Source organism: Bacillus sp. FSL R7-0166, assembly GCF_038008935.1.
In the GTDB taxonomy this organism is placed as follows: Bacteria; Bacillota; Bacilli; order Bacillales; family Bacillaceae; genus Bacillus; species Bacillus altitudinis.
Window position 1 is genome coordinate 940,193 of sequence record NZ_JBBPAC010000001.1, and the last position, 16,557, is coordinate 956,749.

At 39.2% G+C, this 16,557-nt stretch carries 15 protein-coding genes; 7 read left to right on the forward strand and 8 right to left on the reverse strand.

The window, feature by feature from the left end:
- Window positions 1–12: 12 nt before the first annotated feature.
- Entirely contained in the window at window positions 13–396 is a 384-nt protein-coding gene (locus tag NST01_RS04785; protein WP_411801823.1) for a YqzG/YhdC family protein, read from the forward strand.
- A gap of 45 nt (window positions 397–441) precedes the next feature.
- Here NST01_RS04785 and NST01_RS04790 read toward each other — a convergent pair whose 3' ends face one another.
- Together NST01_RS04790 and NST01_RS04795 are read right to left on the reverse strand one after the other, a co-directional pair.
- Window positions 442–1,917 (reverse strand): catalase, encoded by a 1,476-nt coding sequence (locus NST01_RS04790; protein WP_144716556.1) that lies wholly within the window; start codon window positions 1,915–1,917, stop codon window positions 442–444.
- Window positions 1,918–2,076: 159 nt separating this feature from the next.
- Entirely contained in the window at window positions 2,077–2,508 is a 432-nt protein-coding gene (locus tag NST01_RS04795) for an Rrf2 family transcriptional regulator (RefSeq protein ID WP_007497090.1), read from the reverse strand.
- Window positions 2,509–2,691: 183 nt separating this feature from the next.
- Here NST01_RS04795 and NST01_RS04800 point away from each other — a divergent pair, with 183 nt between their 5' ends.
- Entirely contained in the window at window positions 2,692–3,891 is a 1,200-nt protein-coding gene (locus NST01_RS04800; RefSeq protein ID WP_326114172.1) for a globin domain-containing protein, read from the forward strand.
- A gap of 67 nt (window positions 3,892–3,958) precedes the next feature.
- Window positions 3,959–5,383 carry a SpoVR family protein gene (locus NST01_RS04805; protein WP_007497093.1) on the forward strand — a complete coding sequence of 475 codons (1,425 nt, stop codon included), beginning with the start codon at window positions 3,959–3,961 and terminating at the stop codon, window positions 5,381–5,383.
- 50 nt (window positions 5,384–5,433) lie between these two features.
- Here NST01_RS04805 and NST01_RS04810 read toward each other — a convergent pair whose 3' ends face one another.
- Window positions 5,434–6,798, reverse strand: a complete 1,365-nt coding sequence (locus NST01_RS04810) for an alkaline phosphatase (RefSeq protein ID WP_270108769.1) — start codon at window positions 6,796–6,798, stop codon at window positions 5,434–5,436.
- Window positions 6,799–7,152: 354 nt separating this feature from the next.
- Here NST01_RS04810 and NST01_RS04815 point away from each other — a divergent pair, with 354 nt between their 5' ends.
- Both NST01_RS04815 and NST01_RS04820 read left to right on the forward strand, forming a co-directional pair.
- Window positions 7,153–7,983 (forward strand): C40 family peptidase, encoded by an 831-nt coding sequence (locus tag NST01_RS04815; protein WP_008348987.1) that lies wholly within the window; start codon window positions 7,153–7,155, stop codon window positions 7,981–7,983.
- A 456-nt stretch (window positions 7,984–8,439) separates the two neighbouring features.
- On the forward strand, window positions 8,440–9,840 hold the full coding sequence (locus NST01_RS04820; RefSeq protein ID WP_008348986.1) for an amino acid permease: 1,401 nt from the start codon (window positions 8,440–8,442) through the stop codon (window positions 9,838–9,840).
- 239 nt (window positions 9,841–10,079) lie between these two features.
- Here NST01_RS04820 and NST01_RS04825 read toward each other — a convergent pair whose 3' ends face one another.
- Genes NST01_RS04825 through NST01_RS04835 form a run of 3 tightly spaced genes read right to left on the reverse strand, consistent with a single transcriptional unit; the run spans window position 10,080 to window position 11,900 of the window.
- Window positions 10,080–10,370, reverse strand: coding sequence for a hypothetical protein (locus NST01_RS04825; protein ID WP_008348984.1), 291 nt, complete (start codon window positions 10,368–10,370; stop codon window positions 10,080–10,082).
- The gene (locus NST01_RS04830; RefSeq protein WP_024719964.1) at window positions 10,358–11,416 is read right to left on the reverse strand and encodes an anti-sigma factor; all 1,059 of its coding nucleotides are present in this window, start codon (window positions 11,414–11,416) and stop codon (window positions 10,358–10,360) included. Before NST01_RS04830 ends, NST01_RS04825 begins: the two co-directional genes overlap by 13 nt.
- Window positions 11,409–11,900 carry a sigma-70 family RNA polymerase sigma factor gene (locus NST01_RS04835; protein ID WP_008348979.1) on the reverse strand — a complete coding sequence of 164 codons (492 nt, stop codon included), beginning with the start codon at window positions 11,898–11,900 and terminating at the stop codon, window positions 11,409–11,411. Before NST01_RS04835 ends, NST01_RS04830 begins: the two co-directional genes overlap by 8 nt.
- A 386-nt stretch (window positions 11,901–12,286) precedes the next feature.
- Here NST01_RS04835 and NST01_RS04840 point away from each other — a divergent pair, with 386 nt between their 5' ends.
- On the forward strand, window positions 12,287–12,889 hold the full coding sequence (locus NST01_RS04840) for a lysophospholipid acyltransferase family protein (RefSeq protein WP_017360344.1): 603 nt from the start codon (window positions 12,287–12,289) through the stop codon (window positions 12,887–12,889).
- A 39-nt stretch (window positions 12,890–12,928) separates the two neighbouring features.
- On the opposite strand, the gene NST01_RS04845 is transcribed toward NST01_RS04840, so the two are convergent.
- Together NST01_RS04845 and NST01_RS04850 are read right to left on the reverse strand one after the other, a co-directional pair.
- Window positions 12,929–14,260, reverse strand: a complete 1,332-nt coding sequence (locus NST01_RS04845) for a hemolysin family protein (protein ID WP_007497105.1) — start codon at window positions 14,258–14,260, stop codon at window positions 12,929–12,931.
- A 58-nt stretch (window positions 14,261–14,318) separates the two neighbouring features.
- Entirely contained in the window at window positions 14,319–14,759 is a 441-nt protein-coding gene (locus tag NST01_RS04850) for a MerR family transcriptional regulator (protein ID WP_076821966.1), read from the reverse strand.
- Between the two features lie 335 nt (window positions 14,760–15,094).
- Between NST01_RS04850 and NST01_RS04855 the strand changes: the two genes are divergently transcribed.
- Entirely contained in the window at window positions 15,095–16,477 is a 1,383-nt protein-coding gene (locus NST01_RS04855) for a hemolysin family protein (protein WP_341041593.1), read from the forward strand.
- The last annotated feature ends 80 nt before the right edge of the window (window positions 16,478–16,557 follow it).

Genomic DNA, 16,557 nt, shown 5'->3' on the forward strand with positions numbered 1-16,557 from the left:
AATGCTTGATGTATGAAAAAGAACCAACCAGCAAAACCTAAACAAAATAGACATGAAAGTGAGAATATTGATATTATGCACCCGAAATTATGGATGCTTTTTGCAGCAGGAATTGTTTTATTTGGCAGTCTCATGATTCATTCATCTTCACAAGCAGCTGTGCAGCCGGCAGAGAATTGGGAAAGACTTGCGTATACTGCCTTGCAAGATGAATATGAAGGCGCCGCTTTAAACGATTATCATTACATTGGACGTACACAAGTGAATGAAGATCAAACAAAAGATGTGTTTCGCGTGACCGTGAAGGAAGGCTCCACACGATTTGCAGCACATGCAGAAATTTATTTTCATCCAGTGACGGGTCATTTGATTAGTATTAACGTATTTCGGCTATAAAAAAGCACCTCTTTTAAAAAGAGGTGCTCCAGCTGAAAACAAGATCTATTTCATGCTTCCTTGAAGATATGAGCGAATATCCACACCGAGTGAATCCGCTAAACGCTGTCCGTAATCTTCATCTGCACGATAGAAGTTACAGATCGCAAGTAATTTCGTTTTTTCATTTACATCTTTCAAGTCAGCTGTCAGGTTTTTGATCAATGCTTGTTTCTCTTCTTCAGAGTAGCTTCGATATTTTTCTCCAGCTTGTTTGAAATCATTTGGTTTTTCAATTTTTTGTCTCACTATACGGTCACCATGAAGAACTGGTTCACTTTCTTTGTAGTGAGGGTTTTCTTTTGGCTGATCATCATAACGGTTTGGTTCATAGTTAATATGACCGCTTGGACGAGTTGTTGTCATAAAACCATCCTGTTGGTTATTGTGAACAGGCGCATAAGGACAGTTCACTGGGATGCGCATGTAGTTTGCACCTAGGCGGTGACGCTGCGTGTCAGGATAAGAGAACAGTCGGCCTTGAAGCAGTTTGTCTTCAGATGCTTCAATTCCTGGTACTAGGGCACTTGGCGTGAAAGCAGCTTGCTCTGTTTCAGCAAAGAAATTTTCTGGATTGCGGTTCAGTGTCATGCGGCCCACTTTTTGCAGTGGATAATCTTCCTCGCTCCACGTCTTCGTCGGATCACATGGATCATAATCTAGTTCATCATAATCACTGAGCGGCATAAGCTGAACGTAAAGATCCCATGCTGGATAATTTCCTTTTTCAATACGATCATACAAGTCTCTTGTCGCATGCTGGAAGTCGTTTGCTTGGATTTCTGCAGCTTCTTCCATCGATAAATTGCGAATGCCTTCTGATGGTCTCCAGTGGTATTTCACATATTTTGTTTCTCCGTATTTGTTTACCCATCTAAACGTATGAACACCAGAACCGCGCATTTCAGCGTAGTTCGCAGGAATACCTTCGTCAGAGAAGAGCCATGTGAGCATGTGAGTGGATTCAGGTGTTAACGTCATAAAATCCCAATAACGGTCAGGATCTTGAATGTTGGTTACAGGATCTGGCTTAAGAGAGTGAACCATGTCAGGGAATTTGAGTGCATCACGAATGAAGAAGATCGGCAAGTTGTTCCCAACTAGATCATAGTTGCCTTCTTCTGTATAAAATTTGACAGCGAAACCACGAGGGTCACGTAATGTTTCAGGTGAACCTTTAGGGTGAATAACCGTTGAGAAACGGACAAAAACATCTGTTTGTTTTCCTTCTTCACTTAAGAAAGCTGCTCTTGTATGTTTCTCCATGCTATTTTCTACTTCAAACACACCATAAGCGCCAGCGCCTCTTGCATGAACAACACGCTCTGGAATACGTTCACGGTCAAAGTGTGCAAGTTTTTCAATCAAATGGTAATCATCAAGAAATGAAGGCCCTCTGTGACCAGCAGTTCTTGAGTTTTGATTATCGCCAACTGGCACGCCTTGATTCGTCGTCAAATTTTTATGATTAGAATTTGTCATTCTTTTTCTCCTCCTGTAAACAAAAATGGTTTCTAGCAATCTATATACCCTAATTATATTGAATCAAACATGATAGTCAATATTTATTTATAATAATTTTAAATAAATTATTATTACAAAGAGGTAAAGAAAAAGACGAAAGAATAAAATTCTTTCGCCTTAGAGCAGAAGCTCTCTTAGAGCATCTTTGTTTTGTGTTAAATCACTTAATGTGTATTGGTCAAGAACGCGTAAATAAGCAGTGAGTGCTTCATGAAGTACGTGCTTTAATGAACAAATCGGGGAGATAATACAGCTGTTTTTCTTCGGATCAAAGCATTCAACCATGACTAAATCATCCTCTGTATAGCGGACAACCTCACCAATATTAATGCTTTCTGGGCTTTTCCCCAGCCTAATCCCACCATTTCTTCCGCGGATCGTTTCTACATAACCACGTTTTCCTAGATGGTAAATGACCTTTGTCAGGTGATTTTTCGAAATGCCATAAATATCGGCAATCTGCTGAATATTTGACAGTTCATTGTTTTCTCTCGAAGCTAAATAAATGAGTACCCTTAATGAGAAATCTGTATAATTCGTAAGTTTCATTTGGACGACCTCTAAACCTAATAGAGTTTTGTATCATCGTAACACATTTTAGACAAAAACTGTTCGAGAAAGTACTAAATGTGACAACATTTAAAACATGCATTTTAAATATTGCTTTTATAAGCTGTCATCCATTACGATAAAGATGTATTCAAAATACATCTTTTGAAAGAAGGAATAACGATGTTATCCACAGATCAAATGAATGCCATTAAACAATCAGCCCCTCTTCTAAAAGCTGAGGGAACAAAACTTGTGACTGTTTTTTATCAAAATATGATTAGACAGCACCCAGAGCTACTCAATCAGTTTAATAAAACAAATCTCATGAATGGAAGCCAGCCAGAGGCGCTTGCCGCAACACTCTATCAAGCTGCACTGCACATTGATCGCTTGGCAGACTTGCTTCCTGCTGTGAAACAAATTGCCCATAAGCATGTCAGTGTCATGGTGAAAAAAGAGCAGTACCCAATCGTCGGATATCACCTTCTTGAAGCAATGAAAGAGGTATTTGGGTTATCAGAGGAAGATGACACATTGTTGGCTTGGAAGGCTGCATATGACATCATTGCGAATATATTCATCACCATTGAGGCAGAAATGATGGCTGAAAATGTGAAACAAACGGGTGGATGGGCAGATGTCAAACCGTTTATTCTGAAGAAAAAGAAACAAGAATCTCCATCACTCATTTCCTTTTATTTCGTACCAGAGGATGAATCGGAGTTGCCAATGTATGAAGCTGGTCAATACATTACGGTGCAGGTAGATATGCCGGGTGAAGCCTATATATGCAGCAGACAATACAGTTTATCAGATCAATATCACCCATCTTACTATCGCATCACCGTGAAACGAGATGGGCATGTCTCCACATTCCTGCATGATGAAATGGAAGAAGGCGATATTCTTCACGTCAGTATGCCGCAGGGAATGTTCTGCTTGCAAGATGACACAAAAGAACCCGTTTATTTGATTAGTGCTGGTTCTGGTGTCACACCAATGATTGGTTTAGTGAAAACAGCTTCGCATAACAATCAACCATTCACGATGATTCATGCAGACAGACTAGAGGATGTAACTGCTTTCGAACAAGAGTTTGAACACGTTCTCATTTCATCTCCAGAGGGGCGTATTATCCTTTGTAACGAACAATTTGAAAAGAGTGTAAAGAGTGAGCTGGTTGAGAAGGCGGCTTCCCGTATTGACCAGCCATTCCTCCAATCAGTCATTGGTGAAGGGAAAGGCCAATTTTATGTTTGCGGTTCCCCAGCATTTACACAAGAGATGATCCTTAGTTTAAAAGCGATGGACATCCCGGAAGAGAATATCCATTATGAATCGTTCGGCGGGCAGTCCATGAAAGAGATGGAAGTCGTCTAAACAACTGGCTGAACATCATGTTTTATTAAGTACGCTCATATAGTAGGGATAAGTCCGATGAGGAGGGATGGTTTCCTTGAGCGTATCTGAAAAGCGTCTATTACAACGAGCCATTGATGAAATTACAGAAATTGCAGAAGGATTTGGTCTAGATTTTTATCCGATGAGGTATGAAATCTGTCCCGCGGAGATTATTTATACATTCGGTGCATATGGCATGCCAACACGATTTAGCCACTGGAGCTTTGGAAAGCAATTTCACAAAATGAAGCTTCATTATGATTTAGGATTAAGCAAAATTTATGAGCTTGTGATTAATTCAAATCCTTGCTATGCCTTTCTCCTTGATAACAATTCGCTTGTTCAAAATAAACTAATTGTGGCTCATGTCTTGGCACACTGCGATTTCTTTAAAAACAACTGCCGTTTCCAAAACACAAAACGAGATATGGTGGAAAGTATGTCAGCGGCAGCAGAGCGAATCAAAGAATATGAACATATCCACGGTACAAAAGAAGTCGAGTCCTTTTTAGATGCTGTATTGGCATTGCAGGAGCATATTGATCCGTCGCTTGTTCGTTCAAAATTAAGCTGGAATCTCGACGATGAAGATGAATATGAAGAGGACAAACCAAAACGTCAAACGCCATATGATGATTTGTGGGGAATGGATGAACCGAAAACACGTGAGAAAAAGAAAACGATCAAGCAATTCCCCCCAAAGCCAGAAAAAGATATTTTGCTCTTTATCGAGGCACACTCCCGAGAGCTAGAGCCTTGGCAGCGGGATGTGCTGACGATGCTGAGAGAGGAAATGCTCTATTTTTGGCCACAGCTAGAAACGAAAATCATGAATGAAGGCTGGGCATCGTATTGGCACCAGCGGATTATGCGTGAACTTGATTTAGATTCAAGTGAATCGATTGAATTTGCCAAATTAAATGCAGGTGTCGTGCAGCCATCTAAGACAGGAATCAATCCTTACTATTTAGGGCTGAAGATTTTTGAAGATATTGAAGAGCGCTACGATCATCCATGCGAGGAATTAAAAAAAGCAGGAGTGACGGAAGGGTCCGGTCGCAGCAAAATGTTTGAAGTGCGAGAAATTGAATCAGACATTTCTTTTATTCGAAATTACTTAACGAAAGACCTTGTGATGAGGGAAGATTTGTACTTGTTTCAAAAGCAGGGGAGAGACTATAAAGTCATTGATAAAGAATGGAAGGCAGTCCGTGATCAGCTAGTCAGCATGAGGGTCAATGGCGGCTTTCCGTATTTGACAGTCATCGATGGTGACTATTTAAAAAACAATGAACTCTATATTAAACATTGGTATGAAGGCATTGAGCTCGATCTCAAATACTTAGAAAAGGTGCTCCCATATTTGTATCAGCTATGGGGAAGAAGTGTGCACATCGAGTCAGTTCTTGAAGGAAAAGAAGTGATGTTTTCATACGATGGAAAAGGGGTTCATAGGAAGTATCTCACTTAATGATCAAAAAAGATGTCTACGACTAGACATCTTTTTTTGTGATTAGCACTTTATTGGTTTTTCAGCAGTTTGAAAATGTGTTTCGCTTGATCTGTATTTTCCATGAGCCCTTTTAGCTGTTCGCTTGTTGGTCCATAAGCATAAAATGGTACTTCATCCCCTGTATGACCTGATGTGGTCCAGCCTGTATGAGACCTTGTATTGATGACTTTTTCGATGGCATCATCAATTTGAACAGGATCTTTTGTTTCAGCTGCCTTTTGAATAGAGGCGATTTCCTCTTTTGTGAAATCAAGGTCGATGTATTGTTTGAGCGCAGTCTCGACCGTCATACCCTCTACAATTTTGTTTGCAATGAAATCAGGTGTCTTTTTTGCTGCTTTGACAGGCTGATAATCCCAGCTGCCCGAGCCGTCTGCCCCGAAGGAAAGGCCGCCAGTTGAATGATCTGCGGTCGTGATGACTAATGTGTTTTTATCCTTTTTTGCGAAACGAATGGCTTCTTCAAATGCTTTTTCAAAATCCTTCATCTCACTCATCGCACTGACAATATCGTGGTCATGTCCAGCCCAGTCAATTTGACTGCCTTCAACCATGAGGAAAAATCCTTTTTTGTTTTTAGACAGCTGTTTGATGGCTGAGGATGTCATGTCTTGCAAGGAAGGGGTCATTTTATCACGATCAATTGCTTTATCGAGACCACCGTCAGCAAAAATGCCTAACAATTTTTGCTGTTTGTTTTTTTGTAAGTCAGCTTTATTGGTTACGTAACGATAGCCTGCTTTTTGAAATTCCTTCGTCAAATCACGATCTTTGCGGACAAAATCGATCAGCCCTCCGCCAAGCATGACATCGACTGTATGCTGTTTACCAATTTTCTCATCGAAGAAATCATCAGCAATGGCTGCTGTGTTTTTTCTAGAAACATCGTGGGCGGCATACGCAGCAGGTGTCGCATTGGTTAATTCAGATGTGACGACGAGACCAGTAGACTTTCCTTTGCGTTTTGCTTCTTCTAATACTGTTTTTAGTTTTTTGCCATTTTTGTTTACACCAATGGCGTTGTTGTATGTCTTTTGACCAGTTGCCATGGCTGTCCCAGCTGCTGCTGAATCAGTAATGTTACTTTTAGAATCATCAGGGTATGTTTTATGCATGCCAGTGAGGTAAGGGTCAAACGCTGTTTTCTTGGAAAGATCACCGTTGTGTTTAAATGAGCGGTAAGTTGAAAGGTAAGGTGTTCCCATGCCATCTCCAATGAGCACGATCACATTTTGTACGTCATTTTTTGGTTTCTTTTTAGCCTCAGCTTTGTCAGCCTGTCCAAATTCAATTCCTGAAAAAATACCAATCGATAACACTGATGCAGCTGCGATTGCAGCTATTTTCGTTTTCGAGCTTTTCAACACACTCATTCATTTTGCCTCCTCATTGTTTATGTATCGCTCTCACGTTTACAATGGTAGAACAGAAGTGTGGATTCCAAATGACAGCACCGTAAAGTTCACTTTAAAATTGTAAAGGTCCACTTTACATAGAATGAACCAAAAAGAGAAATGAATGTATGATTTATCTATGACAAGATGCATTTGTTTTGTCATGATTGTGTAATAAAAATGAAATAAAAAGAACCCTAAAAAAAAATAATTTTTGCCGAATTAATAAGCATAATGTCGTAGGAAGTCAAGACTATTTCTTCTGGTATTCGATCCTTATAATAGAAAGTAGATAAAAATTCGGATCACGATAGATACATACAGGAGGAACAAATGAAAAAACAATTGATCACAGCTGCAAGTGCAGTTCTACTTGGGACGACATTATTTGCCGGAGCTGCCTCAGCACAATCAGTAAAGGTTCAAAAAGGTGACTCTCTTTCTGTTCTAGCGAAAAAATACAAAACAACCGTGAGTAAGATTAAATCAGACAATAAGTTGAAATCTAACACGATTTATGTTGGACAAACTTTAAAAGTGAATGGTACTTCTTCAAAAAAGGTAACGAAAACATCAAAAACAACAACAAAAGTAAAAGCGTCTTCAGCGACAGCCACTCATAAAGTTGTCAAAGGTGATACTTTATCTAAAATCGGCAAAAAATATGGAATGACAGTGAAAGAGCTGAAATCGTTAAATAAACTCAAAACAGACCTGATTAAAATTGGACAAAAGCTGAAAGTGAAAAAGACATCCAAAGTGAAACCAACACCTGTCAAAGAAAAAACAGTTGCTACTTCTTCTTTAAACACGTCTAAACTCGTAGCAGATGCGAAAGCACAAAACGGTACACCATATAAATGGGGTGGAACGACACCGAAAGGCTTTGATTGCAGCGGTTTTATGTGGTATATCATTAACAAACAAACAAAGATTTCAAGACAAACAACTGAAGGTTTTTGGGGATCAATGAAAAGCGTCTCAACACCTAAAGTTGGAGATTTTGTCTTCTTTACAACCTATAAATCTGGCCCATCTCACATGGGTGTCTACCTTGGGAACAACAAGTTTATCCACGCTGCTTCTGATGGTGTGACGATCAGCGATATGACTTCAAGCTATTGGAAGCCAATTTACCTTGGCGCAAAGACATTTGTAAACTAATAATGGATCTTAAGAGACTGCTTACTAGGCAGTCTCTTTTTTTGTATATCGTTTGCGCAGCTCAATCAGTCCTTTATCATAGCTCTCTATGAGTCTAAAGGCTTTTAAATAAGCAAAAGTGAAGACAAGTTATCAAAAGAATAATTTTATTTTCACTTTATAAAAATTATATCAAAAAAGTATAATTTTGTATGTTGTATAATAAATAGAAGAAGCCAAGCTATGATTTAAATAAAGATTGAAGAAAATCTACCCTGATGATTGACAAATATTTTGTTGATAAATAAGAATTTTCACTCTATTTTGAAAAAAAGTGTTTTCATTTTTTAATTTTCATATATAATAATTTTACGCCACTAATTTATTGCGCTAAATTAAATCTAAATATTCAGAAAATAAAGTGAATTACGAAGTGGTGGCGTCTTTAGACGGATACTAAGTTTTGGGAGTGATGGTATGAGCAATTCGTTGTTTAGAAAGAAAAGCATTTCAGAGCTAATTGCGGCAACACAAGGGGAAAAAGCGTTAAGAAAGGAATTAGGTTCATTTGACTTAACGATGCTTGGTATTGGAGCGATTATCGGTACAGGGATATTTGTACTGACAGGTACAGGCGCCGTCACAGCAGGACCAGGACTTGTTTTATCATTTGTGATTGCAGGTCTTGCATGTTTATTTGCGGCATTGTCATATGCGGAATTCGCTTCCACAGTGCCAGTATCAGGATCTGTTTATACATTTACGTACGCATCTATGGGAGAATTTTTAGCGTTTATCATTGGCTGGGATTTGATATTAGAATATATGCTAGCCGCTAGTGCCGTTTCAGCAGGCTGGTCAGGCTACTTTGTGTCGTTTTTAAATGGGATAGGGATTCATATACCGGTTGAATTAACAGCAGCACCAGGTGGTTTAAAGGGTCAAGTGACATATTTTAATCTTCCTGCATTTATTATTTTAATGATCATCACCTTCTTGCTGTACTTCGGTATTAAAGAATCAAAACGAGTCAACAACATTATGGTCATTATGAAAATTGCGGTGATTCTGCTCTTTATTTTAGTCGCTGTGAAATATGTAAAACCTGAAAACTGGACACCATTCGTTCCTTTTGGAACTTCAGGCGTGTTAAGTGCAGCAGCTCTCGTATTCTTTGCATTTATCGGATTTGATGCAGTTGCTTCTGCGGCAGAGGAAACAAAAAATCCATCCCGCAACTTGCCAAGAGGAATCATCACTTCCTTATTGATTTGTACCGTGTTGTATGTGGTAGTCAGTGCCATCATGACAGGCATTGTTCCATTTATGAACTTTGAGGGAGTATCCCATCCAGTGTCTCTTGTTTTACAAGTAGCCGGTCAAAATTGGGTGGCGGGTATTGTAGATGTTGGGGCGATTTTAGGGATGACCACGGTCATGCTTGTCATGCTGTACGGCCAAACACGTGTCATGTTTGCCATGTCTCGTGATGGCTTGGTACCAAAGGTTCTTTCAAAGGTTCATCCAAAACATAAAACACCTTATATCAATACTCTTTTCTTTGGAACATTGTCAGCATTAATGGGTGGATTCATTCCGCTTGATGAGCTGGCAAGTCTAGTGAACATCGGAACACTTTCAGCTTTCATTTTGATTTCAGTTGCTGTCATTGTCATGAGAAAAACACAACCTGATTTACCGAGAGCATTCAGATGCCCCGCAGTGCCGCTCATTCCAATCTTGGCTATTCTATCTTGCGGACTGCTCATTTATAAGCTTGGCACCATCACATTTGTTCGTTTCTTAATCTGGCTTGCCATTGGGCTTGTTGTCTATTTCTTATATTCAAGAAAGCACTCCGAATTAAACAAAAAATAAGAGTGTACAGAAAAAGCCAGTATGACTGGCTCAGCGTGTAGACAAACCTTCGCATTCTTTGTCAGTTCTGCGCGCTGGTGCTCACGAATGTCAAATTCGCTCCGCTCCAGTACTCGTCCTTCATAGACTGCAAAGGTTTTCAGGTCACGCTGAAAAGAAGACAAAGGGCTAAAATAAACAACATTTTAGCCCTTTGTCAACAATCTGAAAGCCAGTCAAGTATGACTGGCTTTTTAGTATTAAAAACCTAATTGAAGATCGACATCAATGGAGACGATCGCATAGACACAAACGATGACAAAAATATTCAGAACGACGCCTAGGAAACCTGGTCCAGTGCGGCCTTTTTTAATGAACAGTTCAATCACACCGAATGGAACTGCGGCCATTGCAAAAGGAAGCATTTGAAACGAATAAAATGTCACATTGCTGATAATGGCGAGGTTCAGCATGAGCAGCGATAAAATAGCGGTGCCGACCGAAATCCAGCCAAACACATTATGCTCTTTAAAAATTCTTACCAATTCCATAATTCCACCTCGCTCACTTTGGCCGTTTTAATGCGTTTTGTCTTCACAAATTTCTCTATTTCTTTAGAAGGACCTGTGACAACAGAACCGTAAACCGTGACACCATTTTGATTGATATAGCGTATTCGGTTAGAGAGGTCAAGTTCAGGTCTGCCAGAGATCGTTTTTGCCCAGGATGGATGCTGGTTGACATAGGCGAGGGCATCTTTGAACTGATCAACCTCTGTTTTTGATGTGTGCTGAAGCTCTTTTAAAAATTCAGAGTCTTTCCCGGGAAAACCGATTGGACGCTGATTTCCACTTAATGAATCTTCTGTTTTGATCGCATTCCAAAGCACTTTCATATCATATTTTTTAGCAAATGAATACACGTCTTTCGGTGTGTATGCTTTGTCATAGGATACATACACTTCACTCACTGTTCCTTCAGGTAGCTTGTCTAGAGTAGTGAGTGTTTGTTTTTTAGATGTATCTGCCTGAGACGAAGGGTGCGTAAAGAAATCCTCCGTATTACGTGCGCTGTCGCCATAATAAGAGATCGTAGGCTGCTTTAATTTATCGAAAAACATTTCGATTTGTTCACTGCCGATGGCTTCTGTTTTATTGCCAATTTGTTTTTGCAGCTTAAGTTCTGTGTTCATACCAAATAGTTTGACTTGCCCTTTTAAATCCTTCATATCAATGGCGACATTCGGTTTTGTTAGGGCGACTGTTACAGCGGCCGTTTCCATAAAATGATTGCCTTTACTGTCTGCTCCGCCAACGCCGTAGTATAGATAACTACCTAGTGTACAAAGCGGTAAAATAATCAATGTAGATATAACAGCAAGCACAGAAATACGTAAATAGGACTTTCTTTTTCCGTATTGTAAAATGGCTTTTTGTTTTTCAGGACTGATGGAGAAGTCTGTCCAATCTGAGTCATTCAGTTCTTGGCTTAAGCGTTTTTCATTTTCTTCCAGCTCTTCTTCAAACGCCATCATTTCTTCCTCGTTCATCTCGCCATTATTATATTGTTCCCATCGCTTATTAAACTCTTCATTCATCATTAACACCTCTGTTATATAGTGCTTTTAGGCGCTGCCTTGCACGAAATAAAACACTTTTAAAATTTGCTTCAGTAATATTCATGACCTTGGATGCTTCTTTGTAATTTAGTTCTTTTAAATAATACAATGTCAACGCTTCCTTGTAGTTATCTGGAAGTTGCTCCAAATACATGTTGAGAACTTCTTTTATTTCAATCTGTTCAGCAGGACTTTGTACAGACGTTTGTAAAAGGCCGCCAATGAGATCATCCGATATGGTCACTTCTTTTTTATGTTTCCTGACATAATCAATAAAAGCATTTCGTGCCACCTGAAATAACCAAGGTTTCACTTTGCTATGGTCGTAGGAATGAATATGTATATAAGCACGCATAAAGGTTTCCTGCAATAAGTCCTCTGCCAAATGTTTGTCTTTTGTCATGGAGAGCAGAAACCTGTAAACATCGTTCATATACATTTGATAAATTTCATCGATCGTCACTGATTTTTCTCCCCTCTATGTTATACACGCATAAGAAAGGCATAAAGTTGCACGAAACTTCTCATAGGCCGTACATTACTCATCTCTTTCACCGAATCAAAATCATTTCTCCTTATCATAGCGAAATTTGCATCATTTATAAAGTGTTTTCAATAGAACAAATCAGGAAAAAAACTCAAAAAACGACAATTTTGGACACATTTCTTTCTCTATTCTTTCCTAAAAACACATGCTTGAATACAGAAGGAGCGGTCATCTTAAGTGAAAAGATGATTTTAGTGAACCGTCTCTATTTTATCAGCAGGAGAAAATTTTTAGTACCAGGTAATAAAAAATTTGTTATAATAGAAACAAATCCTTCATTCTTCAAACAAAGGAAGTGCACTATGTATAAATTTTCAGGCTATACCGTCAAAGCATTTTTTGCTCTCCGAGGCGGAATCAAAGTATATCAAAAAGAGAATCTGCCAACAGACCGGGGGTTTGTCATTGCTTGTACGCATGAGGGTTTTGTGGATGTTCTTGCATTAGGCGCAGGAATTCTTCCGTTTGAGATCCACTACATGGCGAAAAAAGAATTGTTTGCAAATAAATGGATCGGCGGATTTTTAAAGAAGATTCATGCTTTTCCAGTTGATCGAGAGAATCCTGGGCCAAGCAGTATTAAAACGCCCATTAAATTATTAAAAGAGGGGAAAATCGTTGGGATTTTTCCAAGCGGAACACGTACAACAGAAGATGTTCCTTTAAAAAGAGGGGCCGTTACGATTGCGCAGCTCGGCAAATCACCAATCGTACCAGCAGCGTACAAAGGACCTTCTAATGCAAAAAGCCTTTTTAAGAAGGGGAAAATGCGCTTAATCATTGGTGAACCGATTGAGCTGTCTGAATTTGATCATCTGCCGCCAAAAGAAAGATTAGGTGCGATGACAGAAGTATTAAACACAAGAATCAAAGAACTTGAAGCTAAGTTAATCGAAAAGGGATAAAGAAAACGACCACTTGCTAAGGCAAGGGTCGTTTTTTTCTTAAGAAGCGCCTTCTTCAGCTGCTTCTAATAGTTGTTCGTTTAGTTTTTTGACTTCGATGTATGCCACATGGTGTCCATCGACTTCATTAATGATAAATTCATAGCCTTGTTCACGAATCGCGTCATTTTTCTCGACTTCATATTTTTGTGTAAGGAACCAGCCGCCGATTGTGTCGACTTCTTCGTTATCAAGCTGAATACCTAGTAGCAGGTTAACTTGATCTACAAGGACCTTTCCATCAAAGATATAGTGGTCTTCTCCCAGTTTACGCACTTCGTTGATTTCATCAATATCGAATTCATCACGAATCTCACCGACGATTTCTTCAAGGATGTCTTCAACCGTTACAAGTCCTGCTGTACCGCCATATTCATCTGATAAAATGGCCATGTGTACACGCTCACGCTGCATTTTAAGCAGTAGATCATGAACAGGAACTGTTTCAATTACATGAATAATCGGGTTTACAAAATGTTCGATCGTATCACTTGTGGAACATTCACCACTAATACATGCAGTGAGTACTTCTTTAATATTCACAACACCGATGATGTTGTCTTTATCGCCATCTTCAATTGGATAACGTGTATATTTCTCGACCTTTGTCACTTTCAGCATTTCCTCAATCGTAATATCATGAGGGAAGCTGACGACTTCGGTACGAGGAATCATAATTTCTTTCGCCAGACGGTCATCAAATTCAAAAATTTTATTCACATATTTGAATTCAGACTGGTTAATCTCGCCGCTCTTATAGCTCTCTGATAAAATAATCCGCAATTCTTCTTCAGAGTGCGCCATGTCATGCTCAGATACTTGTTGAAGACCAAATGCTTTCGTTAATAAACGAGCAGATCCATTTAACACCCAGATAAAAGGGAACATCACTTTGTAAAAAATCATAAGCGGTCTAGCAAATAGAAGGGACACTTGCTCAGCCTTTTGAATGGCGAGTGTTTTTGGTGCAAGCTCTCCAACCACGACGTGTAAAAACGTCATAATACTAAACGCAATAATAAAAGTGACAATATGACTGGCTGATTGAGGAATCGACAGCTCTACAAATAGTGGAGCAAGCATGTGCGCAATTGTTTCTTCCCCTAACCAACCAATCCCAAGGGCGGTAATGGTAATACCGAGCTGACAGGCCGACAGATACTCATCAAGGTGAGTCGTGACGTGCTTGACAGCAACTGCTGTTTTATTACCTTCTGCAATTAATTGATCAATTCTTGAGCTTCTTAAGCGAATGATCGCAAACTCCGATGCAACGAAAAACGCGGTTAAAGCTATAAGTAAAGCAACTATGAGTAAATTCACTATGTCCAATTAAGGCCTTCGTTCTGACTTTGAGAACGAAGGTAACACCTCCTGTTTAGTAAAAATTTTAACTTAACAGCAGTAAAAATGATTGGACAGCCGTCATTTTTTCAGGAGTAAGCTGCTCTTTTAGTTTTTCACGTTGTTCTGGCTGAAGCTGCTTACAACGTGCCAAAATGCGGTCCATATGCTCATTCATCCGATCGATATCAGAGGTTAAATGGACAAGTTCGTCATGTTCTTCCTTTTGAGAAGGGAATTGTTCATCTAATCTGGATTTGATGTCAGAAAGAGCCAATCTCTGCTGTTTGCAAAGAACGATTAATTGTAATCGTTTTAAAGCATGTTCATCGTAATAACGATAATTAGAGCAAGATCTAACAGGCGCAAGCAACCCTAGATTCGTATAATAATCTACAGTTCGTTTCGTCACCTGTGCAATCTGTGCTAGTTCACCAATACGATACTTTTTCTCAGCCCCATCTGAACATCTCCTCCTAACCGTCACGTTATAGTTTATGAAAATAGTTTAATATAATTCGAGTCTGAAATACAAGATAATTGTTCAGATTTCCTGCCAATATGAAGAAACAAAGGGCATTTCCATCAATTTAGGTTATCATCTCTAAAATACTGTAGCGATACAGGAATTTTCAGATTATTTATGGTAAGATAAAATGAATACCGTTTCATATATATGTAGAGAGACGGATTTTACGTGAACCGGAGGTGGTTAAGTGGGGCCCTCAAAGTAGTCTTATTTAATCAGTTAACCGTTTTGCAAAAGACAACATCATCAATCAGGAGGTGACTCCTTGTTCTTCTAAGAAAGAGCAAGGTTAAATGGACGATATTGTTAATCTGAGTATAGTCGGAGTTTTGATTGCTTTAACAGCTTTCTTTGTTGCATCTGAATTTGCCATTGTAAAGGTGAGAAGTTCAAGAATTAATCAGCTTGTTGCCGAAGGGTCCAAAAAGGCTATCATGGCGAAAAAGGTGACATCAAGGCTAGATGAATATTTGTCAGCCTGCCAGCTCGGTATTACAGTGACATCCCTTGGTTTAGGGTGGATCGGTAAACCGGCAGTAAAAGAACTTTTAGTTCGAGGTTTTGGTTTGACAAACATTCCTGATTCAGCAATCAGCCTGATCTCAGCAACACTTGCGTTCTCTATTATTACCTTTTTGCATGTAGTTGTTGGCGAGCTTGCACCAAAAACACTTGCCATACAAAAGGCAGAAAAAATGACGCTTTGGCTGTCAGGACCGCTGCATGCATTTTATATCCTTATGTACCCTTTCATTTATGTGTTGAACGGGTCAGCCCGTGTACTAACGAAAATGATGGGTATCGATATGGGGTCTGAAAAAGAACATTCCCATTCCGAAGAGGAATTAAAGATTTTATTATCTGAAAGCTTAAAAAATGGGGAAATCAACTCATCAGAGTATAATTATATGAACAAGATATTCGATTTTGATAATCGAATCGCAAGAGAAATTATGATACCGCGAAGAGAAATTTGTGCGATTCCAGAAGATATGCCGTTAGACGAAATACTGGCGATCATGACAAAGGAAAAGTACACACGTTTCCCCGTGTTTTCAGGGGATAAAGACCATGTCATTGGCATGCTCAACAAAAAGCAGCTCTTTGCAGATATTGTGTATCTAGGAGAAAAAGATCAACTGAAGCTTCAAGATTATATTTATCCAGTGATTGAAGTGATTGACACGATTCCAATTCAAGAGCTTCTCGTCAAGATGCAGCGCGATCGAATGCATATGGCGATTTTAACGGATGAATATGGCGGGACATCTGGACTTGTCACAACGGAGGATATTTTAGAAGAGATTGTTGGAGACATTCGAGATGAATTCGATGAAGATGAGCAGCCGGTCATTCAAAAGAGAGCGGAGCATCATTATATATTAGATGGAAAAGTGAGATTAGAGGAAGTTCAAGATTTGATCGAAATGTCATATCATGATGAAGAAATTGATACGATAGGCGGGCTAATCTTAAATGAGAACATTGATATCCGAGAAGGACAATCCATTTATCTTGATGATATTCGGATGAAGGTCTTGGAGATGGATGGACGCTATGTGAAAAAGATCGACCTGAAAAAAGGCGTCACATCATCAGTAAAAGAAAATACACGAACAGGGCTTGATATAAAAGAGCCACTGTTAGTAAATGAAATGACCTTGAGCGAAAAATAAGCTCAAGGTTTTTTTAGGTATTTAGCCTCTTTTTTGAGAATGTATGTTCGTATATAATAAGAACAAACGTTCGTAAAAGG